We start from the raw sequence: 21,376 nt of genomic DNA, 5'->3' as shown, positions 1-21,376 counted from the left end.
GTCAACATGGACATCGGCCACATCCGCAACCTGACTTGGGCCAAGGACAACGATCGGGAAAAATGGATCGCCTACAACCGCCTGCGCGGGCAATACATGAGCGCGCTGGACCTGCAAGCCACAGTTGCGGTCCTGGATATGGTGCCGGCGCCTGATATCCAGTCTGTCAAGAATGCTTTTCGCAGATCGGAAATCAGCGTTCGGGGCCTTGGCTTTTGCCACCGTCTTGCTGCCAGGTTTGAATAAGACCCGCCAGCCAGCAAGCAGGGCATCCGCGAAGCAGCAGCACTGCGCCACCGAAAGCGGCAAGCCTGGGCAGCAGGGGCAGGCTGTCCAGCAGCACTGCTGCGATCACAAGGGCGAGGGCGGCGGCGCCGCGCAGCAGGTGGATGGTCACGGAGCGGCTACAGAACATTGCCTGCCTTTTGCGCCATATCGTCCTTGGCCCAGTAGCCGCTGGCCAGAAGGTGTTCGCGCAGCATGGCGCGTGCGCGGTGCAGGCGGCTTTTCACCGCCTCGACGCTGATGCCGAGCTGGACTGCGGTTTCTGGGGCGGTGAGTTCATGCACGTCGCGCAGGATCAGCACTTCGCGGTAGGGCGCGCCCAGGCGTTCCATGGCCCGGGCCAGGTCCAGCCGCAGGTCGTGGGGGATGGGCGCTGCGGCCGTCTGCAGCGGCGCGGCTTCCGGTGCGTCCAGGGATTCGGTACGTCCGCGCCCGCGCATCAGGCGCCAGCATTCGCGCTCCACGATGCGAAAAAGCCAGGTGGCAAAGGTGGCGGCGGTGCGTAGCGCGCCTATCTTGCGGTAGAGCTGCCACAGGGCGATCTGCACGGCGTCCTCGGCATCCTCGGCGTTGCTGCAGGTTCTGCGGGCAAAGCGCTTGAGATCGGGTTGGCACACCGACAGCAACTGGGCAATGGCGCCGGGCTCGCCTCGGCGCGCGGCGTCGATCAGTGTCGTGTCGGCGCGGATCATGGCAATTCCTTTGGGTGTTGGCGCCCGAACATTGCGCAGGCCGGGCAGAAGCCGATGATGCCAGTCAGCGCGAGCGTGGCCGCGCCGGCGATCAGCAACCAGAATCCGGTAGCGCTGCTGCCCGCCCAAGCCATTGCCGCGAGGGCGGCGAGGACAAGAGACCCGGCGGTGCGCAGGGCGCGCTCCCACAAGGGCAGGTTTCGCTTGAGATAGAACATGGTGACAGGCCTTTGAAGGTTTGGGTCTTTGCCAAGAGGCGGCAAAGGACCCAAAGGATTCAGGCGATGTCTGGATTGCGTTGGGTGCGGGTCACAAGGATCGTGCCCGGTGCGTCGGAAAGGGACGCCTGCCCGGTGCTGGGGCTTGGCAAGAACCGATGCGCCAGTGAACATGACGCGGTCGGGATTTGCGGGAAAGAGGCCGGGGCATGAAGCCCCGGCGCGAGAGTACCAAGACCGCGAGAAGAATACTGCAGACGGTCTCCTCCAGGCCTGTGGACAGGCCAGAAGGTTGATCACCTGAAGGAAGTCAGGAACGTTCTATGGGCTTGAGAACATTCCAGGCATCAATCGGACCGGGATTGCCAGGCTGGCTGGCGCCTCCGAACAGTACGGCGGTTTTATGGATCGCATTGATTGCGGTGGTGACGGCGCCTTCGGCCCATCCGGCCGTCCATGAAACGTCATCGCCTGCGAGAATGAACCCGTAGGGGTCATTTTCTTCAACGCCGGTCATGAATTGGGAGAATATCCTCCTCTGGTATTCATACTGCCCTGGAAGGTTCATTTTGAATGCCCCAAGATGATAAGGTTCATTCTCCCAGCTGATTTTGGCAAAGGTGTCCGAGCCAGTGTAGAAGTCACTGAGATTGGCTTTGGGATAGATGGATTCCAGCAGATTGGTGCAGAGGTCTTGCGGCAACGGGGTTTGGCCTTGGAACTTGAGCGCATCGTCATTCCAGGTGTATGACAGAAACAGTCCGCTGCCGCGATAAGGCCCCTGGCTGCCAGCATAGTCCACCAGATATGTGCCTCTGGTCAGCCGGTCGGACAGGGTGACGCTCATTTTCCGCTTGCCGTCAACGGGATCGCGTTCTTCCCAGAAGGGCGACGTGGTCGATGCGAAAATCTTGGTCGACTGCATGTAGTGCGTGTTCATCACCGCTTCCCAGGTCCCTTGGGGCAGAAAAGGGTTCATTTGCTCAAGGCTTGCGGGGCCATCGGCATAGCGCAGTTTGTCGAGCACACGGACATGGGGTGTATAGATAACACAGTCGAATTCCCGGCTGAAAGCTTCCTGTGTTCGCGTGTCAATGAATTTCACCACGAAGCCGCCGCCCGGTTGCGGTGCGATGTGCTGCACTTGCTTGCAGAACGGGTCTGCAATCGCCTGCCGGGTCAATGTTTCTACAGTGGTGCCTGCGGGCCAGTGCGTCAGGTTGTCGCCCAGAGTGTTCGCAGACATGGACCAGAGGCGCTCGGGCAGACTCGATGCTCCGTCATAGGCCAGCTTGTGGTCGGCGTCCAGTCCACCATAGATGACGCGCAGCAATTCGAGAATCGAGTTGGGAAAATCGGTGTTCCAGCCCCCGGTTCCAAAGCCGATCTGTCCGAAGAGATTGATTTTTTCCTCGTCCCAGCCCGACAACTCCTGCAGTGCGCGCAGGAAGCTCTTGTCATCCCAGGTCACGCCATTGTCATCGACGATCTTGTTCCAGATGGTCTTGATTTTTGTCAGATCGATGGAGCCTTCTGTCATGGCTGCTTCCATCTCGGCAAAATAGAACGGATTGCCGCCCAGGAAGTTGCTGAAGAACTCCTCTTCTATCTGCTCGTACTCCGGGGGCTTGGGGAAACTGGTGCCTGCAGCCTCATAGTAGACAGGTGACTCTCCCTTGTAGTCGACAACAGTGCTGATGGCGGCCTCCGTTCCCGGGTTGGGAAAATTTCCCATGTTGGGCTCTATGCCCACCTTGCCAAAATAGTGGAACAGGGACTTGGCGGAAACGGGGAATCGCATGCCTCCCAGCTCGCAGATGACTCCATTGCCAGGGCTTCCCAATTTCTTCGAGTACAGCCTTCCACCAATGCGATCGGCTGCCTCGAGCACGACCGGATGCAAGCCCATGCGCATCAATTCATAGGCGCAAACCATTCCGGAAACGCCCGCGCCTACAATGAGAACCTGTTTTCCGTAGTGTGTGCTGGAAACATTGCACAGAGTATTTTGGCCGGATTGTTTCAGGAATTTTCCATACTCGAATGGAAAGTCCGGGATGAGTGCCGTGATATCCATGCTCCTTCTGGAAGGAGTTCTGATGGTGCGTGCTGGTATTGAAGACATGGTACATTCCTTGGCTGAATAATGAAGCAGACGCCTGTGATTAATCAGGCGTCCAATTTCATTCTAGGCGGGCGCTTCCAGGAAATGGCGTGGAAATTGGCAGGATTATTCTGATAAAAAAACCGGATTGTTCCTGAATGGAATGGAAGCATCCTGTCTTTTGCCAGTGGTTACCTCATCCGGTGCCCCAGCACCGCCACCACAATGCAGCCCATCCCGACCCACTGTGCGGCTGACGGCACGGCGCCAAACCAGACCAGGTCCACCAGCAAGGCCATGGCGGGGTAGACGAAGGACAGTGCCGCAATGGCGGGCGCCGGCAGCCGCTGGAATGCGGCATACATCACCGTGTACATGAAGGCCGTATGGACCAGTCCCAGGGTCAGCACCATGGAGGCGGCCCGCGCTGACAGCAATTGAGGGCTGGCTGCGGCGATATGGGTGAGCAGGGGCAGGGCCCACAGGCTCAGCACCAGTCCGCCCGCCAGCATCTGCAGCATGGCGATCTGGGCCGAGGGCATGTGGCCCAGGCGGCGCGTGGCGACCGTGGTGCCTGCGTAGAGTGCGGCGGCCAGCAGGGCCAGGGCGACGCCGACCCACGCGCCTGTTCCAGCATGCGATGCATCCATGCCGTCCAGCCCGACCAGGCCGCTGCTCAGCGCCACCCCCAACAGGGCCAGCAGCAGCCAGGGCAGCTTGCGGCGTTCGACGGGCTCGCCCTGCAGGGCTGACAGAGCCAGCAGCATGAAGGGCTGCACGTGGTAGACCACGGTGGCCACGGCGATGGAGCTGTAGTGGTAGGCGCTGAAGAGGGCGACCCAGTTCAATACCAGGGCGATGCCGCCCCCGGCCAGCCACAGCCATTCACGGCCTTGAGGGGCGACCCATTCGCGCCGCCATGCCAGCCACAGGCCCAGGCCCAGTGCGCCCAGCACGCAGCGGGCGAATACGACCAGCAGCGGCGGCAGCGCGCTTTCCACGACGAGCAGGCCGATGGTGCCCGACAGCGCCATGGCCAGCAGCATGCGCCAGGTGCCGCCCTGGCTGGTTCGGGGCCATGTGGGTGAGGTTGCAGAGGTGAGGCTGGGGCTGTGGGACATGGTGTCGATTCCTGGGCGCGCTTCGGTATGGAGCGCATGGCCGTATCTTGCGGACCCTGCAATCAATCAACAATCCGCCATTCATTCAAATTAATATTGCCTACCATGCAACAAAGACCGGAGTAGCGCCTTGCCCGATACCGCCATGCCCCTGGATGAAATGCTGGTCTTCGCCCGCGTGGTGGAGCACCAGAGCTTTGCGGGCGCGGCGCGGCAGCTGGGGCTGACGACTTCGGCCGTGAGCCGCAGCGTGGGGCGGTTGGAGGCGCACTTCGGGCTGCGGCTGCTGCAGCGCACCACGCGCTCGCTGTCGCTGACCGAGGCGGGGGCCGAGATCCACCAGGCCTGCCTTCGGCTGGTGGCGGATGCCCAGGCCGTGCAGGCGCTGGCCGGCCAACTGCGCCAGCAGCCGCGCGGGCTGCTGAAGATCAGCGCGCCGGCCGTGCTGGGCGATCTCTGGCTGTCGCCACTGCTGCCGGGCTTTTGCGCGCGCTGGCCTGAGGTACAGGTGCAGGTGGACATGACGGACCGCATGGTGGACCTGGTGGCCGAGGGGCTGGACCTGGGCCTGCGCATCAGCGTGCGCGGCCAGATCGCGCCGGGGCTGGTGGCGCGGCCGCTCAAGACCATCCGCTATGTGCTGGTGGCCACGCCCGGCTATCTGGCGCGGCATGCGCAGATCACGGAGCCCGGACAACTGCTGGCGCATCCCTTCATCAGCCTGGGCTACGGGCAGTTCCAGAACGAGGTGGAATTGCGCCCGCTCCACCCTGCGGCCGCGCCCGCCACGCGTCTGCTGGTGAATACGCCCATCACCATTGCCAGCAGCCTGGGCATCATCCAGGCGCTGCAGCAGGGGCCGGGCATTGGCGTGGTGGCCGACTTTGCCGCGCAGGCGGCGCTGCAGGCCGGGCAGCTGGCGCCCGTGCTGCCGGGCTGGGCGCTGTGCGGCAAGTACGCGCCGCGCGTGGTGCATGCGGTCTATGCGCCCACGCGCCATGTGCCGCTGAAGCTGCGGGCGCTGATCGACTACCTGGTCGAGGTGGAGGGTGAGGGCGCCGCGGCCCCCACCACCTAACCCATGCGCCTTCGCAGCGCCGCGCTGGCCCAGTCCACGGCCACGGACAGTGCCAGCATGGCGATGATGACGGTGCTGGCCTGGGCGTAGTGGAACAGCGACAGCTCGAAGTACAGCAGCTGCCCCAGCCCGCCCGCGCCCACGAAGCCCAGGATGGCGGCCATGCGGATGTTCATCTCCCAGCGGTACAGCGTATAGGCCAGCAACTGCGGCGCGGCGCCGGGCAGCGTCGCGTAGAGGAAGGCCATGGCGCGGCCGCTGCCGGACAGGCGCAACGCTTGGGTGGGGGCGGCGGGCTGGTTCTGCAGGGCCTCGGCATAGAGGCGCCCCAGCACGCCGGCCGTGTGCAGCGCCAGCGCCAGCGCGCCTGCGAACGGGCCCAGGCCCACGGCCAGGGCGGTGATGGTGGCCCAGACCAGCTCGGGCACGGAGCGCAGCACGTTGAGCACCAGGCTCCAGGGAGCGCGCCAGCGCGGCAACGCCAGCAGCAGGCCCAGCACGGCCGCCAGCAAGGTGCCGACCACGGAGATGGCCAGCGTCTCCCACACGCCCACGGCCACCTTGCGCAGCCATTCGGCGCTGGTGTCGGGCGGGAAGAAGCTGATGACGAATTCCAGCATGGACCGGCCCGCCGCGCCGGTGAACAGCGAGGGCAGGTCCATCTCCAGCATGGCAAAGCTGGCGACCACGCCCAGCGCCAGGGCGGCGCAGGTGAGGGCGCTGCGCCAGCCCCAGGCGCTGGCACGCGCGGCGGGTGGCGTGTCCAGCGCGCGGCGCAGGCCGCGCGAGAGCAGGTCTGCACCCCAGACCAGCAGCATGAAGGTCAGCAAGATGGTGCTGGCCTCGCCGCCGTTGAGCATCTTCATGGCCTGGTCCATGAGCTGGCCCAGGCCGCCCGCACCCACAAAGCCCATGACCACCGAGGCGCGTATGGCGCACTCCCAGCGGTAGACGGTGTACGAGGTCAGCTCGCGCGCGGCCTGGGGCAGCAGGCCGTACAGCATGGCCAGCGGCCGGCGCGCGCCGGCCTGCGCCAGGGCACGCGCGGGAGCGGGGTCGGCCGATTCCAGGATTTCCGCATAGACCTTGGCCAGCATGCCGCCATAGGTCAGGCCCAGGGCCAGCACGCCAGCGGCCGGCCCCAGGCCGAAGACGCGCACGAAGACCAGGGCCCAGACCAGCTCGGGCACGCCGCGCAGGATGGTGAGCAGGCCGCGCGTGACGGGGTTGAGCGCCCGCCGCTCGCGCGCGGCGCCCGTGACCAAGTAGGCCAGCGGCACGGCCAGCACAAAGGCCAGGGCCATGCCGGCCGTGGCAATGGCCAGGGTCTCCAGCGTGGCGCGGCCCAGGTAGCCGAGGAAGTCGCGCCCGGTCTCGGGCGGCAGGAAGGTGGCCAGAAAGCGGCCGATGACCTGCAGGTTGCCGGGATCGAACAGCGCGCCCAGGCTGAAGCCTGCGCCCTGGAACAGCGGCCACAGCACGACGGCGGCCAGCACCAGGGCGCCGAGGCGGCGAGGCGCGGCGGGATCACGCAGCGCGTGCAGATCGGAACTCAACGGCATGCGGATGCGGGCAGCGGTGCGGCAAAGGCGGCGGGCGCGGGTGTCCACGCAGGGCGGGAGGGATCATCGCCAGGATGCTCGGGCCCATACAGCGCACGCAGGTGTTCCTGCGTGACTTCAGCCGCCGGCAGGTCGAAGGCGATGGCGCCATCGCGGATGCCCACGATGCGCGCAAAGCAGGCCAGCGCCAGGTCCACGGCATGCAGGCTGGCGACCAGGGTGGCGCCGCGCGCGGCGGCTTCGTGCACCAGCAGTTGCACGGTGGACAGGGCCAGGGCCGGGTCCAGCGCGGCCACCGGCTCGTCGGCCAGGATGAGCTCGGCCTGCTGGTAGAGCACGCGGGCAATGCCCACGCGCTGCAGCTGCCCGCCAGAGAGCTGGTCGCAGCGCGCGAACAGCTTGTCTGCCAGCTGCACGCGGGCCAGGGCCTCGCGCGCGCCAGCGGTGTCCTGTGGGTAGAGCAGCGAAGCCAGCGCCTTCCAGGCCGGCCACCGGCCCAGGCGTCCGGCCAGCACCGCCGTGACCACGCGCTGGCGCGGCGGTATGGGCGGCGCCTGGTGCACCGTGCCGATGCGCGCGCGCAGCAGCCGGGGAGCCCCCGCGCTGGACGCAGGCACCTCGTCGCCCAGCACGCTGCGCCGGCCCTGGCTGGGCCCCAGCGCCGTGCCGATGACGGACAGCAGCGTGGTCTTGCCCGCGCCCGAGGGGCCGATCAGCGCAATGGCTTCGCCCTGGCGTGCGGCCAGCGTCACGCCGCGCAGCGCAATGCCGCCGCCGGCGTGGGTCAGGCCCACGCCTTCCAGTTCAAAGCTCATGGATTGCGCCTGCCGCGGCTTACTTGAGCAGGCCGGCCGACCTGGCGGCGGCCTCGATGCCTTCGTAGTTCGAGGCCTGGGTGGGCACGAAGCGCGCGGCGCGCTGCAGCTCCAGGATGGCCTTGTGCTCGGGCTTGGCCGGGTCCAGCGCCAGGAAGGCGTCGGTCAGCTTCTTGACCAGGGCCGGGTCCAGGTCGCCGCGCACGGTCCAGTTGTAGTCGAAGTAGGGCGGTGTGGTGGCGAACACGCGCACCTTGCTGGTATCGACCTTCTTGGTCTCCACCAGCTTGTCCCAGACCGAGGCGTTGAGCACGCCGGCCTCGGCCTTGCCTGCGGCCACGAAGGCCACGGTGGCGTCATGCGCGCCGGAGAAGGCCACGGTCTTGAAGTCCTTCTCGGGGTTGATGCCGTCCTGCTGCAGGAAAAAGCGCGGCATCAGGCTGCCCGAGGTGGACGAGGGCGCGCCAAAGGCAAAGCTCTTGCCCTTGAGGTCGGCCAGGGTCTTGATGGCGGGGTTGGCCGTGATGAACTTGGAGGTGAACTTGGCGTCTTCCTCGCGCTGCACGATGGGGATGGCCGTCCCGTTGGTGCGGATCTTGGCCTGCACGAAGGTGAAGCCGCCCAGCCAGGCCAGGTCCAGCTTGCGCGTGGCCAGCGACTCGACCACGGCGGCGTAGTCGGTCACGGGCGTGAACACCACCTTCATGCCGGTCTGGGCCGAGAGGTACTTGCCCAGCGGCTCGAACTTGCGCTGCAGTTCGGTCGGAGCTTCGTCCGGGATGGCCGAGACGCGCAGCACGGTGGGTTCGGCGGCCAGCGCAGGCAGGCTGGACAGGGTGGAGGCGGCCAGCACGCAGGCAGCCGCCTGGCGCAGCGCCGAGCGGCGCGCAGGAATGTGGTTCATGGATGGGCTCCGTTCAATCAGCCACCGCCGTCCGGATACACGGCGGTTTAATGGGCGCCCGGGATGACCGGGCGCCGAAGGTACAAGGGCGGTACACCGACCGCTGAGGCTGCATTGTAGGGAGCGGGCTTTTCCGTTGGGGACGTCAGGCATGAGCACCGGACCTGCGGCGCCGATCTTTTTCCCGCGTGCGCTGCGTTTGTGCACCGCCCGGGGGGCCTTGCCTGGCCGGGGACTTGAACATGCGTTGCACCAAAACATCCATGATTGGTCTGACCAATAAACATCGTGGTGCATTATCTGCACTTTTTTAGGTGTTTACCCTGTTCATCTGCCCACTTGAAAGCTCTGAGAATCGCACCACTTCGCGCAATGGTCTGAATTTTGGTTTAATTGGTTGGACCAATTTGCCAATGGCCCACAAGGCGCCAGCGCGGGGAACACTCCCGGTCACCGTTGCAGCCAGCCAGCAGACATCCAGTGCGGATCGCACCGCATGCCAACGCTGCAACGAGAGGGAGTGGCCGACAAGGGGCGCTTACCGCGCCCTCCCCATCATCTAGAGACACGGTCATGCAAACCATCTGGCAGCAGAACTACGATCCCGCCGGGAACATCTGGATCTCGGCGCTGATCGCGCTGATTCCCATCATCTTTTTCTTCCTGGCGCTGACCAGGTTCCGTCTCAAGGGCTACCAGGCCGGCACCGTCACCGTGGCGCTGGCGCTGGGCGTGGCGCTGCTGTTCTACAAGATGCCCGTGAGCGCGGCGCTGGCCTCGGCCGTGTACGGCTTCTTCTACGGCCTGTGGCCCATCGCCTGGATCATCGTTGCGGCCGTGTTCCTCTACAAGATTTCGGTCAAGACGGGGCAGTTCGACGTGATCCGCTCGTCCATCCTGTCGGTCACGCCAGACCAGCGGCTGCAACTCATCCTGGTGGGTTTTTGCTTCGGCGCCTTCCTGGAGGGCGCGGCCGGCTTCGGCGCGCCCGTGGCCATCACGGCCGCGCTGCTGGTGGGACTGGGCTTCAAGCCGCTGTACGCGGCCGGGCTGTGCCTGATCGCCAACACGGCGCCCGTGGCCTTCGGCGCCATGGGCATTCCCATCATCGTGGCAGGGCAGGTCTCGGGCGTGGATGCATTCGCCATCGGCCAGATGGCCGGCCGCCAGCTGCCCTTCATGACCGTGCTCGTGCTGTTCTGGCTGATGGCCATCATGGACGGCTGGCGCGGCGTCAAGGAAACCTGGCCTGCCGTGCTGGTGGGCGGCGGCTCCTTCGCCGTGGTGCAGTTCCTCACGGCCAACTACATCGGCCCGGAGCTGCCGGACATCACCTCGGCCATCGTCTCGCTGGTGGCGCTGACGCTGTTCCTCAAGGTCTGGCAGCCCAAGCGCATCTTCCGTTTCGACACGGAAGGCGAGGGCGGCAAGGCTGCGGCAGTTGCAGCACCGGCCATCGCCTCCGGTGCACCGCTGACAGCAGGCGCCGTCATCAAGGCCTGGTCGCCCTTCATCATCCTCACGGCCATGGTGACGATCTGGAGCATCAAGCCCTTCAAGGCACTGTTCGCCGCAGGCGGCCCGCTGGCCTCCACTGTCATCAACATCCCCGTGCCCTTCCTGCACAACCTGGTGGAGAAGACGCCCCCCGTCGTGGCCGCCGCTGCGCCCTACGGCGCGGTCTACACCTTCAACTGGCTGCTGGCCACCGGCACGGCCATCCTGATCGCGGCGCTGATCACCATTACCTTCACGCGCCTGTCTCCCGCCAAGGCCGTGGCCACGCTGGGCGAGACCTTCAGGGAGCTGGCCGTGCCGATCTACTCCATCGGCATGGTGCTGGCCTTCGCCTTCGTGGCCAACTACTCGGGCCTGTCGGCCACGCTGGCCCTGGCGCTGGCGCACACGGGCCAGGCGTTCACGTTCTTCTCGCCCTTCCTGGGCTGGATCGGCGTGTTCCTCACGGGCTCGGACACCTCGGCCAACGCGCTGTTCGCCGCGCTGCAGGCCACGACGGCGCAGCAGCTGGGCCTGCCACAGGTGCTCACGGTGGCGGCCAACACCACGGGCGGCGTGACGGGCAAGATGATCTCGCCCCAGTCCATCGCCATTGCCTGCGCGGCCGTGGGCCTGGCAGGCCGCGAGTCGGACCTGTTCCGCTTCACGGTCAAGCACAGCCTGATGTTCGCTGTGATCATCGGGGTGATCACCACGCTGCAAGCCTATGTGTTTACGTGGATGATTCCTGGTCACTGAAAACACCAGAGAGTTCCCCATGCGCGTTGCCGATCAAGTTGTCGAGAAATTGCTTGCCCTGGTGCAGGCCAGCGGAGTGCAGCCCGGACAGCGGCTGCCCGCAGAGCGGCAACTGGCGGCCGAGCTGGGTGTCTCGCGCACCTCGGTGCGCGAGGCCATACAGAAACTCACCAGCCAGGGCGTGCTGGTGGCGCGGCGCGGCGATGGCACTTACCTGCAGGAGCCGGAGCCGGCTGCCGAGCCTGCGGACTGGCTCAAGGACGCCATGCGGCCGCTGGCCGGCCTGATGGAGTCCGACTCCCACTACCGCTATGACGTGCTGGAAACCCGCCATGCGCTGGAGACCAGCACGGCCTGGCTGGCAGCCCAGCGTGCCACGGAGCGCGACAAGGACCATATCCAGCGCTGCTTCGAGGTGATGATCCAGCACCAGCAAAGCGGCCACGCCGAGCTGGCGGCGCGCGCCGATGCGCAGTTCCACCTGGCCATTGCCGAGGCCTCGCACAACCTGGTGCTGGTGCAGGTCATGCACAGCCTGTTCACCGTGGTGCTGACCACGGTGGAACGCAACCGCCACGACATGTTCCGCCTGAGCGCACCCCAGACCCTGCAGGAGCTGACCGTGCAGCACCAGAGCCTGATGCAGGCCATCCTGGACGGCGACCCGCAGCGCGCCCGCGAATGCATCGGCGAGCACCTGGAGCATGTGCGCACCACCATCCAGCGCCTGGACGAGGACCGCGCGCGGCGCGAGCGCTCCATGCGGCTGCCTCTGGACGCCGCGCCTGCGCTGCTGCCCACTTCAGACCTGATACGAAAGACATGAGACACCCATCATGATCATCTCCTCCACCTCCGACTACCGTGCGGCTGCGCAAAAGCGCCTGCCGCCTTTCCTGTTCCACTACATCGACGGCGGCGCCTATGCCGAGCAGACGCTGCGCCGCAATGTGGAAGACTTGGCCGCCGTGGCGCTGCGCCAGCGCGTGCTCAAGGACATGAGCCGGCTGGACACCAGCATCGAGCTGTTCGGCGAGAAGCTGTCCATCCCCGTGGCGCTGTCGCCCGTGGGCCTGACGGGCATGTACCGCCGCCGCGGCGAGGTTCAGGCCGCGCGCGCGGCCGACGCCCATGGCATTCCGTTCACCATGTCCACGGTCTCGGTCTGCCCCATCGAAGAGGTTGCGCCCAAGATCAAGCGCCCCATGTGGTTCCAGCTCTATGTGCTCAAGGACCGGGGCTTCATGCAGAACGCGCTGGAGCGTGCCCAGGCGGCCGGTTGCTCCACCCTCGTCTTCACCGTGGACATGCCCGTGCCCGGCGCGCGCTACCGCGATGCGCATTCGGGCATGAGCGGCCCGAATGCCGCCATGCGCCGCTACTGGCAGTCGGTCACGCATCCGGCATGGTCCATGGACGTGGGCCTGCTGGGCCGTCCGCATGACCTGGGCAACATCTCGGCCTACCGGGGCAGCCCCACGGGCCTGGCCGACTACATCGGCTGGCTGGGCGCCAATTTCGATCCCTCCATCTCCTGGAAGGATCTCGAATGGATACGCGCCTTCTGGAAGGGCCCCATGGTCATCAAGGGCATCCTGGACCCCGAGGACGCCAAGGACGCCGTGCGCTTTGGCGCCGACGGCATCATCGTCTCCAACCATGGCGGCCGCCAGCTCGACGGCGTGCTGTCCTCGGCCCGCGCGCTGCCGGCCATTGCCGATGCGGTCAAGGGCCAGATCAAGATCCTGGCCGACTCCGGCATCCGCAACGGCCTGGACGTGGTGCGCGCCATCGCCCTGGGCGCCGACTGCGCCATGATCGGCCGCGCCTTCATCTACGCCCTGGCCACCTCCGGCGAGGCGGGCGTCAAGCACCTGCTGGAACTATTGGAAAAGGAAATGCGCGTGGCCATGACGCTGACCAGCGTGAGCAAGGTATCCGACATCACCGGCGACCTGCTGGTGCGCCAGCCATGAGCGCGCTGCAGACTCCGGTCGTCTCCCGCGAGGCCCTGCTGCTGCAGTTGCGCGAAGCCGTGGGCGCCGCCCATGTGCTCACCGACGACCAGGCCACGCGCCGCTTCCGCAAGGGCCACCGCACGGGCGAGGGCCCGGTGCTGGCCGTGGTGCGGCCCGCGACGCTGCTGGAGCAGTGGAAGGTGGTGCAGGCCGCCGTGGCGGCCGGGCGCATCGTCATCATGCAGGCCGCCAACACGGGCCTGACGGGCGGCTCCACGCCCGACGGCGCGGACTACGACCGCGAGATCGTGCTCATCAACACCTTGCGCATCACCGGCGTGCAGGTCATTGGCGGCGGCGCCCAGGTGGTCTGCCTGCCCGGCGCCACGCTGGACCGGCTGGAGCAGGCGCTGGCGCCGCTGGGGCGCGAGCCGCATTCGGTGATCGGCTCGTCGTGCATCGGCGCCTCGGTGCTGGGCGGCATCTGCAACAACTCGGGCGGCGCCCTGGTGCGGCGCGGCCCGGCTTACACCGAGCTGGCGCTGTACGCGCGCGTCTGCGACGACGGCTCGCTGGAACTCGTCAACCACCTGGGCATCGCCCTGGGCCGCACGCCCGAGGAAATCCTCACGCGGCTGCAAAACGGCGACTACACCGAAGCCGACATCGCCCACGATGCGCAGCGCGCCGCCTCCGACCCGCGCTATGCCGAGGCCGTGCGCGCCGTGGACGAGGACACGCCCGCGCGCTTCAATGCCGACCCCTCGCGCCTGTTCGAGGCCTCGGGCTCGGCCGGCAAGCTGTGCCTGTTCGCCGTGCGGCTGGACACCTTCCCCAAGGAGCCCAGCACCGTCTTCTATATAGGCAGCAATGCGCCCGACGACCTCACGGCCGTACGCCGCGAGCTGCTGACCGCGCTGCCGCGCCTGCCGATCGCGGGCGAGTACATCCACCGCACGGCCTACGACATCGGCGAGAAATACGGCAAGGACACCTTCCTGCTGATCGACCGCTTCGGTACGGCCAGGGTGCCTGCCGCCTTCGCTCTCAAGAGCCGCGTGGACGGCTTCTTCGAGCGCTTCGGGCTGCGCGGCGTCACCGACCGCGTGATCCAGGCGCTGACCAACCTGCTGCCCAGCCACCTGCCCGCGCGCATGCGCCAGTGGCGCGACCGCTACGAGCACCACCTGCTGGTGCGCGTGTCCAACGACACGGCCGAGGCCACGCGTGAATTCCTCACGCGGCACTTCAGCGGCAGCACCACGGGCGGCTGGTTCGAGTGCGATGCCGACGAGGGGCGCAAGGCCTTCCTGCACCGCTTCGCCATCGCGGGCGCGGCCATCCGCTACCGCGAGGTGCACCGCGCCCAGGTGGAGGACATCGTGGCCCTGGACGTGGCCCTGCGCCGCAACGACCGCGAATGGGTGGAGCAACTGCCCGCCGAGGTCGAGCGCGACATGGTCCACAAGCTCTACTACGGCCACTTCTTCTGCCATGTCTTCCACCAGGACTACATCGTCAAGAAGGGCGTGGACCCGCTGGCCATGGAGCACCGCATGTGGGAACTGCTGGACGCGCGCCGCGCCGAGTACCCGGCCGAGCACAACGTGGGCCACCTCTACGTGGCCAAGCCCGCCCTGGCGGGCTTCTACCGTGAGCTGGACCCCACCAACACCTTCAACCCCGGCATAGGCCACACCTCGCGCAAGCTGGGCTGGGAGGAATGCTGCGACCGGCCGGGGGGATGGCCCAAGGGGTATTCGGAGTAGGGGGAAGCTGTGTGGGCAGGTACGCCAGGCCAACTGGCGCATCACGATCCGCAGCTCTGCCGGGTCGCCATTGGCCAGGATGGCGTTGACGGTCTCGACGGCCATGACCGGATCGCTGCGGTACAGCTCGGCCATGGCGTCGTCATGGGACCTGCTTCGCATCATCCGATCTCCTCAAAGCCTGCCTCTGTTCAATCCAGCTGGATGTTTCCTGCCGTGGGCAGGATGCTGTCCAGCACCCAGGCCTGCACGGCGGCAGTGTCGGCAAGGTCGCCGTCGAAGACGAACTGCGGCAGGTAAGGCTTGCCCTCCTTGTCCTGGCGCCCGTGGTTCTTCCAGACCTTGAGGGGGACGCGGAACGTCACTGTGGGCGAAATTGCCTTGTCGGCCACGTCGGTGTACTGCGTGTCCGTTCCGGTCATGCTGCCCACGTGCACGATGCCCGGAATCTGCAGCGCCGCACTCACGAAATCCAGGCAGGCGCTCTGGCATTGGGCATCCGTGACCAGCACCAGCTTGCCCTTGAAGGGGTTTGCGCGTGCGGCGGCGGTGTCTTGCTGCAACTCCTTGTGCGTTTCATCGACCTGCGGCTGCTCGACAAAATCTTCCCCGCGCAATGCGGCATCGCCCATCAGCGAGGCCATCTGCTGTGTGAACTGGTAGACCAGGCTGCCGGCGCCTTCCGTGCGCAGGAGCTGTGTCCTGCGCTCTTCGAACGCCTCCAGGGCCATGGCGGAGACACGCCAGTAAGCCCTGGCTTGGGAGTGCTGCGTGGCGCCTGCCGTGATGGCATCTGTCAGCAGGGCCATCAGGATGCGGTAGCCGAGCAGGGAGTTGCCCCCGCCATTGCCGCGCACATCGAGCACCACGGCCTGCGCATCCCCTGCCTGCCGGATGCCCTCCAGCATTTTCTCGAAGGCGGCCATGGCCTTCTCGGACGATGGCATGAAGTTGGTCGCTTGGATCCACTGCACTCCCGGTCGCACTTCCTTGATGCCCTGGCGCGGTGCCCGGGGCCGCGCCAGGGCACGGGCGTCCTTGTCGTCCAGCGGCTGCCATGCCAGGTTGAAACTCCGGATTTCGCCAGCGGCGGAGCGGGTCGTGCATTGACGCACCCTGAGCGGCTCCCACAGCGGGGCGCTGGGCGATTCGTGGGTCAGGTGCCATGCCAGATCGGACTTCGTTCCCTCCAGGTGCACGAGCCGGTCCACGAAGGGCGCCACTTTGTCGGTGAGCAGATCGTCGATGGGGATGCCGTCGCACGACAGTACCTGCTCCCCCACCTGCGGCGTATCGATCGGCCATTGCGCAGCGCGGCCCGAGACGCGGTAGCGGCCTGCCTGGCGCTGCACGGCCCAGCCCGCCCAGGTCTTGCGCACAGGCGTGGCGGCATGGTGGTTGCGCCATATGGCCAGATGGCCGTCCCGGTATCCGGTGGTGTAGAAGCGCAGCGCGGCAAAGGCCTGCTGCTCCGTGGCTGCGCGCCCAGCCAGCGCCATGGCCTGGTCGTATCCCTCGCTGAACCACTGGTGGAAAGCACTTGCGCCAGGGTCGAGGACGGCTGGATGCGCCTCCCGGATCATCTGGTGCACTCGCTGGATGTCGGCCACGGCGGTGTGGCTCCAGCGCGCTGCCTCCTGGCGGGCCTGTGCGGGCGTGGGCCTGTCGGCCTTGCCCCCGTCCTGCGCCTGGCAGGACCAGGCGATGAAGAGCCATGACAGCCCTGCGATCCATCGACGATCCATGGTCTCCCTCTCTTTCTGTGCCGCACTGCAGGCGGCATGGCGTGGAAAGCGGGGAAGTGTGCAGGGGTGCGCAGTGAAAAGATATCGGAATGATCTGAATCCGTGCTTTCCGACAAGCACCCGTTGCCGGCCTGCACCAAAGCTGCAGGCCGGCAGCAGCCCTCACAGATTGATGAACACCGACTTGGTCTCCAGGTAGGCATCCAGCGCGGTGCGGCCCATGTCGCGGCCCATGCCGGACTGCTTGTAGCCGCCGAAGGGCATGCCCGGGTCCAGGGTGCTGTGGCAGTTGACCCAGACCGTGCCGGACTGGATCTTGGGGATCAGCCGGTGGACCTTGGACAGGTTGTTGGACCAGATGCTGGCGCCCAGGCCGTAGGGCGTGTCGTTGGCCCAGGCGGCGACCTTGTCCAGGTCGTCATAGGGCATGGCCACGAGCACGGGGCCGAAGATTTCCTCGCGTGCCACGCGGTGGTCGTGCTGCACGCCGGTCATCACCGTGGGCTGCACGAAGTAGCCGCGCTGGCCTGCGCGGGCGCCGCCCGTCACCACCTCGGCGCCCTGGCTGCGGCCTATGTCGATGTAGCTGCAGACGCGCTCCATCTGCTCCTGCGAGACCAGCGGGCCCATCTGCGCGCTGGGGTCCAGGCCATGGCCCAGGGTGAGCCGGGCGGCCTGGTCGGCCACGTCGGCCACCACGCGGTCGAACATGCTCTTGTGCACGTACAGGCGCGAGCCCGCGCAGCAGACCTGGCCGTGGTTGAAGAAGATGGCATTGGCCGCACCCGCCGCCGCCGTGGCGGGATCGCAGTCATCCAGCACGATGACGGGGGACTTGCCGCCCAGCTCCAGCGTGATGCGCGTCATGTTGTCCATGCAGGCATGGCCGATGAGCTTGCCCACCTCGGTCGAGCCCGTGAAGCTGACCTTGTTGACCAGCGGGTGCGAGACCAGGGGCGCGCCCGTGCCGGGGCCGTCGCCCGTGACCACGTTGAACACGCCGGGCGGAAAGCCCGCTTCCTGGATCAGCTCGGCCAGCATCAGCGCGGTCAGCGGCGTCTGCTCGGCGGGCTTGAGCACCAGGGTGCAGCCTGCGGCCAGCGCGGGCGCCAGCTTCCAGGTGGCCATGAGCAGGGGGAAGTTCCAGGGCACGACGGCGGCGACCACGCCCACGGGCTCGCGCCGGGTGTAGGTGAACATCTGGGCCTCGGGCGCGAAGGGCACGGAGTGCTCGTGCGTCATGCCCTCGATCTTGGTGGCCCAGCCGGCCATGTAGCGGATGGAGTCGATGGCCATGGCGATGTCCACGGCGCGCGCAATGGCGGCGGACTTGCCGTTGTCCAGCGATTCGACCTCGGCCAGGGCCTGGGCATGGGTCTCCATGAGGTCGGCCAGGCGCAGCATCAGGCGCTCGCGCTCCACGGGGCGCATGCGGCCCCAGGGGCCCAGGTGCAGCGCGCGGTGGGCGGCGCGCACGGCCAGGTCCACGTCGGCCGGACCGGCACTGGCGACTTCGGCGATCACGGCCTCGGTGGCCGGGTTGACGGTGGACAGGCGCTGGCCGGTCTGGGCCGCCACCCATTGGCCGTCGATGAAGAGGTCATGCGTGCCCCGGTTGAGGAAGGCGCTGGCGCGCTCGGTGATCTGGTGCTGGATGTCGCTGAGGTTCATGGTGTGCTCCTTGGTGGTGGACAGGGGACAGGGGGTGTGGATTCAGAAAACCTGCAGCAGGCGCAGGTTGATGCGGGCGTTCTCCTTGAAGCCCTGGCGCACATGCAGATCGCGGCCCACGGTGGCCAGCAACTGCGTCTTGGGCGCGACAAACACCGCGCCGCCGAAAGAGACCTTGGTGGTGGACTGGCGGTCGCTTTGCGCCACGCCATTGACCTGGGTCTCGCCGCCCGTCAGGTGCGACAGGCCCAGGCGCAGGTCCGAGGTCTCCGACAGGTGGTAGCGCAGCAGGCCCTGGAACTGGAACTGCGCCTTTTGCTTGAGCGTGGCGCTGTGGGCGCCGAAGTCGTCGTTCTTGCCGAAGACGGTGACATCGGCCGCCAGGTCCATGGTGACGCTCTTGCCCAGCGGCTTGATCCAGCCGGCCTGCAGGGCCGCCTTCCAGCGGTTCTCGCCCAGGCTCAGCGGGTCGTTGCGGTTGTACTGGCCTGTGGGCAGCCAGACAAAGGGGGTGATGCCGAAGTGCTCCTTGTCGCCGGGCTTTGTCAGCCACAGGGTGGCGGCCAGCATCAGGTCGCCCACGCCGGTATTGCTGCCCATGGCCGCGATATCGCGCGAGGCCGACAGGCGCCCGAAGGGCAGCAGGAACTGCGGGTCGATCACATAGTCGCCCAGCTTCATGAAGTGCACGCCGCGCGCTATGCCGATGTCCGAGGTCAGCCTCGGCCGTATGGGCGCCTGGTCGCCATTGGCATAGAGGCTGTCCCGCGTGGCGTGCTGGTAATAGACCATGCCCAGCGTGGTGCCGGGCGGCAGGGCGGTGTAGTCGCCCGCGTCGATATCGACGGCGTGGGCATTGAAGGTGGCGCATGCGGCCATGGCAGCCAGGGCCAGGGATGCGCGGGTGAAGGGCTTGGATGGCATGGCGAAGAGTCCGGTCCGGTGTTTTCAGGCAAAGCCCTGCCCAGGCCTGCTGCAGGACAGCAGGGCCGGGGAGGGGAATGGGAGGTTGGGGGAGGGGGGGCGGCTCGCGCTGGCTACTTGGGCCGCACCGCGTCGGCCGTGCCCTGGATGAAGGCCTTGATCTTTTCCACGTCTTCCATGCTCAGCTTGCCCGTGAAGTCGGGCATGCCGCGCGACATGGCCGGGCCCTTGAAGATGAACTTGTCCAGGTGCTCGATGTAGGCCGGGTCCAGGTAGCCGAGGTTGGGCAGGTTGCCGCCGCGATCCACGCCGGGCACGCCGTGGCAGAAGGCGCAGTTGCTGACGTACAGGGCCGTGCCTTCGGCCACCAGGCTCTTGTCGTAGGGCACGCCCTGCAGCAGCTTGCCCTGCTGGTAGGCGACGAAGGCAGGCGCCTCGGCCTTGCCATCCAGCGCGAAGGTGTAGACCGTGCCCGGGCCCTTGCGCTCGGTGTGGCGCGCGGCCAGGCCGTAGACGCCGCCCCAGCCCACGGCGATGGAGACGTACTGCCGACCATCGACCTCATAGGTGATGGGTGCGGCCACCACGCCCGTGCCCGTGGGCTTTTCCCAGAGCTTCTTGCCGTTGCGCGCGTCATAGGCCACGAAGCGGCCGTCGGCCGTGCCCTGGAACACCAGGTTGCCCGCCGTGGCCAGCGTGCCGCCGTTCCAGGGCGAGGCATGCTCCACGCGCCAGCGCTCCTTCTGTGCCACCGGGTCCCAGGCGATCAGGCGGCCGAAGGGCGTGCTCTTGGGCGGCTCCATGTTGATCAGCGTGGCCGTGTTCCAGCCGATGTTGCTGTGCGGCTCGGGCAGGGAGCCGCCGTTGAACTTCCAGTTCTTGTTGTCCTGCAGGGTCAGCGGCACATGCTGGGCCGGCAGGTAGGCCAGTCCCGTGTCGGGGCTGTAGGACATGGAATGCCAGTTGTGCGCGCCGAAGGGGCTGGGGATCACGTCGCGCGCGCGGTCGCCGCTGCGCGCAATCGGCGTCTCGATGGGCCGGCCCTTGGCGTCGTAGCCGCTGGCCCAGTTCACGTCGACGAAGTTCTTGGCGGAGATGAACTGGCCGTTGGTGCGGTCGATGACGAAGAAGAAGCCGTTCTTGGGCGCATGCAGGATGACCTTGCGCGGCTTGCCGCCGATCTTGATGTCGGCCAGCACCATGGGCTGGGTGGAGGTGAAGTCCCAGCTGTCGCCCGGCGTTTCCTGGTAGTGCCAGACGTACTCGCCCGTATCGGGGTTCAGCGCAACGATGCTGGCCAAGTACAGGTTGTCGCCACCGGCCGGGCTGCGCTTGGCTTGCGCCCAGGGCGAGCCGTTGCCCGTGCCGATGTACATGAGATTGAGCTCGGGGTCATAGGCCATGGTGTCCCAGGCCGTGCCGCCGCCGCCGGCCTCCCACCACTTGCCGGCCGGATCCCAGGTCTTGGCGGCGCGGGCCATGGCCTCGTTCTCGAACGGCTTGGACGGATCGCCTGGCACGGTGAACCAGCGCCACTGCTGCGCGCCGGTCTCGGCGTCATAGGCCGTGACATAGCCGCGCACGCCGTACTCGGCGCCGCCGTTGCCGATCAGCACCTTGCCCTTGATGACGCGCGGCGCGCCCGTGATGGTGTACGAGTAGGCGCGGTCGATGATGGTGTCCTGCTCCCAGACCTTCTGGCCCGTGGCCGCGTCCAGCGCCACCAGGCGGCCATCGAAGGCGCCCACATACACCTTGCCCTTGTAGACCGCGACGCCGCGGTTGACCACGTCGCAGCAGCCCTTGAAGCCGTTGGCGCGGTCCACGCCGGGGTCGTAGCTCCACAGGCGCTTGCCGGTGCGCACGTCCACCGCATGCACCACGCTCCAGCTGGCCGTGACGTACATGATTCCATCGACCACCACGGGCGTGGACTCCACGCCGCGCGTGGATTCCAGGTCATACGACCAGACCAGGCCCAGCCGCTTCACATTGGCCGTGTCCAGCTGCCTGAGTTTGGAAAAGCGCGTCTCGCTGTAGTCCATGCCGTAGCTGGGCCAGTCCTTGGAACTGCGCGCGTTGTCGCGGATGCTCTGCGAGTCGATGCGCGAGGTGACGGCGCGTATGTGCTCGGGCGAGCCTTTGCTTGGCAAGCCGGCCTGTGCCAGCGTGGCGCCGGGAAGGGCCAGCGCCAGGCCGGCGGCCAGCAGCGTGGAGGAAAGCACGTGGGTCTTCATGTTGTCTCGTCTCCTGTGTGGTTTGTTTTTGCGTGCA

Annotated in this window: 17 protein-coding genes; 6 read left to right on the top strand and 11 right to left on the bottom strand. The window is 66.8% G+C overall.

Features of this window, described 5'->3' with window-relative positions; translation table 11 throughout:
- The coding region (locus KDK82_RS11955; protein WP_218827073.1) for a hypothetical protein at nt 1-246 on the top strand (246 nt) is incomplete at its 5' end.
- Nucleotides 247-404: 158 nt separating this feature from the next.
- Here KDK82_RS11955 and KDK82_RS11950 read toward each other — a convergent pair.
- The 4 genes from KDK82_RS11950 to KDK82_RS11935 form a co-directional block, all read right to left on the bottom strand.
- Nucleotides 405-977 carry an RNA polymerase sigma factor gene (locus KDK82_RS11950; protein WP_088164998.1) on the bottom strand — a complete coding sequence of 191 codons (573 nt, stop codon included), beginning with the start codon at nt 975-977 and terminating at the stop codon, nt 405-407.
- On the bottom strand, nt 974-1,195 hold the full coding sequence (locus KDK82_RS11945; protein WP_088164997.1) for a DUF2892 domain-containing protein: 222 nt from the start codon (nt 1,193-1,195) through the stop codon (nt 974-976). The genes KDK82_RS11950 and KDK82_RS11945 overlap by 4 nt, the downstream gene beginning before the upstream one ends.
- A 310-nt stretch (nt 1,196-1,505) precedes the next feature.
- Complete coding sequence (locus KDK82_RS11940; protein WP_256974460.1) at nt 1,506-3,272, bottom strand: NAD(P)/FAD-dependent oxidoreductase; 1,767 nt, start codon at nt 3,270-3,272, stop codon at nt 1,506-1,508.
- A 218-nt stretch (nt 3,273-3,490) separates the two neighbouring features.
- A complete protein-coding gene (locus tag KDK82_RS11935; RefSeq protein WP_088164995.1) occupies nt 3,491-4,420 on the bottom strand; it encodes a DMT family transporter in 930 nt (309 codons plus the stop codon).
- A 145-nt stretch (nt 4,421-4,565) separates the two neighbouring features.
- Here KDK82_RS11935 and KDK82_RS11930 point away from each other — a divergent pair, with 145 nt between their 5' ends.
- Nucleotides 4,566-5,498, top strand: coding sequence for a LysR family transcriptional regulator (locus tag KDK82_RS11930; RefSeq protein ID WP_034392739.1), 933 nt, complete (start codon nt 4,566-4,568; stop codon nt 5,496-5,498).
- Here KDK82_RS11930 and KDK82_RS11925 read toward each other — a convergent pair.
- From KDK82_RS11925 to KDK82_RS11915, 3 genes are read right to left on the bottom strand one after another with little or no spacing between them, the layout of a single operon-like run.
- Nucleotides 5,495-7,060: an ABC transporter permease gene (locus tag KDK82_RS11925; protein ID WP_034392742.1), complete on the bottom strand. Its 1,566-nt coding sequence runs from the start codon at nt 7,058-7,060 to the stop codon at nt 5,495-5,497. The two genes, KDK82_RS11930 and KDK82_RS11925, sit on opposite strands and share 4 nt — an antisense overlap.
- Entirely contained in the window at nt 7,051-7,875 is an 825-nt protein-coding gene (locus tag KDK82_RS11920; RefSeq protein ID WP_088164994.1) for a phosphonate ABC transporter ATP-binding protein, read from the bottom strand. The genes KDK82_RS11925 and KDK82_RS11920 overlap by 10 nt, the downstream gene beginning before the upstream one ends.
- Before the next feature lie 19 nt (nt 7,876-7,894).
- Nucleotides 7,895-8,779 carry a putative selenate ABC transporter substrate-binding protein gene (locus KDK82_RS11915; RefSeq protein WP_088164993.1) on the bottom strand — a complete coding sequence of 295 codons (885 nt, stop codon included), beginning with the start codon at nt 8,777-8,779 and terminating at the stop codon, nt 7,895-7,897.
- Nucleotides 8,780-9,352: 573 nt separating this feature from the next.
- Here KDK82_RS11915 and lldP point away from each other — a divergent pair.
- Genes lldP through dld form a run of 4 tightly spaced genes read left to right on the top strand, consistent with a single transcriptional unit; the run spans nt 9,353 to nt 14,762 of the window.
- A complete protein-coding gene (lldP, locus tag KDK82_RS11910) occupies nt 9,353-11,035 on the top strand; it encodes an L-lactate permease (protein WP_088164992.1) in 1,683 nt (560 codons plus the stop codon).
- A gap of 19 nt (nt 11,036-11,054) precedes the next feature.
- On the top strand, nt 11,055-11,861 hold the full coding sequence (lldR, locus tag KDK82_RS11905; protein WP_088164991.1) for a transcriptional regulator LldR: 807 nt from the start codon (nt 11,055-11,057) through the stop codon (nt 11,859-11,861).
- A 10-nt stretch (nt 11,862-11,871) separates the two neighbouring features.
- Nucleotides 11,872-13,011 (top strand): FMN-dependent L-lactate dehydrogenase LldD, encoded by a 1,140-nt coding sequence (gene lldD, locus KDK82_RS11900; RefSeq protein ID WP_012205184.1) that lies wholly within the window; start codon nt 11,872-11,874, stop codon nt 13,009-13,011.
- Entirely contained in the window at nt 13,008-14,762 is a 1,755-nt protein-coding gene (dld, locus tag KDK82_RS11895) for a D-lactate dehydrogenase (RefSeq protein WP_088164990.1), read from the top strand. Before lldD ends, dld begins: the two co-directional genes overlap by 4 nt.
- Before the next feature lie 191 nt (nt 14,763-14,953).
- On the opposite strand, the gene KDK82_RS11885 is transcribed toward dld, so the two are convergent.
- From KDK82_RS11885 to KDK82_RS11870, 4 genes are all read right to left on the bottom strand, one after another.
- Complete coding sequence (locus KDK82_RS11885; RefSeq protein ID WP_256974459.1) at nt 14,954-16,507, bottom strand: S41 family peptidase; 1,554 nt, start codon at nt 16,505-16,507, stop codon at nt 14,954-14,956.
- A 162-nt stretch (nt 16,508-16,669) separates the two neighbouring features.
- Nucleotides 16,670-18,178, bottom strand: a complete 1,509-nt coding sequence (locus KDK82_RS11880; protein ID WP_088164988.1) for an aldehyde dehydrogenase family protein — start codon at nt 18,176-18,178, stop codon at nt 16,670-16,672.
- 42 nt (nt 18,179-18,220) lie between these two features.
- Nucleotides 18,221-19,102 carry a transporter gene (locus KDK82_RS11875; RefSeq protein ID WP_088164987.1) on the bottom strand — a complete coding sequence of 294 codons (882 nt, stop codon included), beginning with the start codon at nt 19,100-19,102 and terminating at the stop codon, nt 18,221-18,223.
- Between the two features lie 113 nt (nt 19,103-19,215).
- The gene (locus KDK82_RS11870; RefSeq protein ID WP_088164986.1) at nt 19,216-21,339 is read right to left on the bottom strand and encodes a PQQ-dependent dehydrogenase, methanol/ethanol family; all 2,124 of its coding nucleotides are present in this window, start codon (nt 21,337-21,339) and stop codon (nt 19,216-19,218) included.
- Nucleotides 21,340-21,376 lie beyond the last annotated feature (37 nt).

Source organism: Delftia sp. K82 (assembly GCF_002193035.1).
Lineage (GTDB): Bacteria > Pseudomonadota > Gammaproteobacteria > Burkholderiales > Burkholderiaceae_C > Comamonas > Comamonas acidovorans.
This window is presented reverse-complemented; position numbering and strand designations above follow the sequence as displayed.

What these genes read in the sequence shown, in the direction of transcription:
- KDK82_RS11920 (WP_088164994.1), bottom strand. Translation starts at nt 7,875, where the DNA reads ATGAGCTTTGAACTGGAAGGCGTGGGCCTGACCCACGCCGGCGGCGGC.
- KDK82_RS11935 (WP_088164995.1), bottom strand. Translation starts at nt 4,420, where the DNA reads ATGTCCCACAGCCCCAGCCTCACCTCTGCAACCTCACCCACATGGCCC.
- KDK82_RS11915 (WP_088164993.1), bottom strand. Translation starts at nt 8,779, where the DNA reads ATGAACCACATTCCTGCGCGCCGCTCGGCGCTGCGCCAGGCGGCTGCC.
- KDK82_RS11870 (WP_088164986.1), bottom strand. Translation starts at nt 21,339, where the DNA reads ATGAAGACCCACGTGCTTTCCTCCACGCTGCTGGCCGCCGGCCTGGCG.
- KDK82_RS11875 (WP_088164987.1), bottom strand. Translation starts at nt 19,102, where the DNA reads ATGCCATCCAAGCCCTTCACCCGCGCATCCCTGGCCCTGGCTGCCATG.
- KDK82_RS11930 (WP_034392739.1), top strand. Translation starts at nt 4,566, where the DNA reads ATGCCCCTGGATGAAATGCTGGTCTTCGCCCGCGTGGTGGAGCACCAG.
- KDK82_RS11880 (WP_088164988.1), bottom strand. Translation starts at nt 18,178, where the DNA reads ATGAACCTCAGCGACATCCAGCACCAGATCACCGAGCGCGCCAGCGCC.
- KDK82_RS11885 (WP_256974459.1), bottom strand. Translation starts at nt 16,507, where the DNA reads ATGGATCGTCGATGGATCGCAGGGCTGTCATGGCTCTTCATCGCCTGG.
- lldD (WP_012205184.1), top strand. Translation starts at nt 11,872, where the DNA reads ATGATCATCTCCTCCACCTCCGACTACCGTGCGGCTGCGCAAAAGCGC.
- KDK82_RS11950 (WP_088164998.1), bottom strand. Translation starts at nt 977, where the DNA reads ATGATCCGCGCCGACACGACACTGATCGACGCCGCGCGCCGAGGCGAG.
- lldR (WP_088164991.1), top strand. Translation starts at nt 11,055, where the DNA reads ATGCGCGTTGCCGATCAAGTTGTCGAGAAATTGCTTGCCCTGGTGCAG.
- dld (WP_088164990.1), top strand. Translation starts at nt 13,008, where the DNA reads ATGAGCGCGCTGCAGACTCCGGTCGTCTCCCGCGAGGCCCTGCTGCTG.
- KDK82_RS11940 (WP_256974460.1), bottom strand. Translation starts at nt 3,272, where the DNA reads ATGGATATCACGGCACTCATCCCGGACTTTCCATTCGAGTATGGAAAA.
- lldP (WP_088164992.1), top strand. Translation starts at nt 9,353, where the DNA reads ATGCAAACCATCTGGCAGCAGAACTACGATCCCGCCGGGAACATCTGG.
- KDK82_RS11945 (WP_088164997.1), bottom strand. Translation starts at nt 1,195, where the DNA reads ATGTTCTATCTCAAGCGAAACCTGCCCTTGTGGGAGCGCGCCCTGCGC.
- KDK82_RS11925 (WP_034392742.1), bottom strand. Translation starts at nt 7,060, where the DNA reads ATGCCGTTGAGTTCCGATCTGCACGCGCTGCGTGATCCCGCCGCGCCT.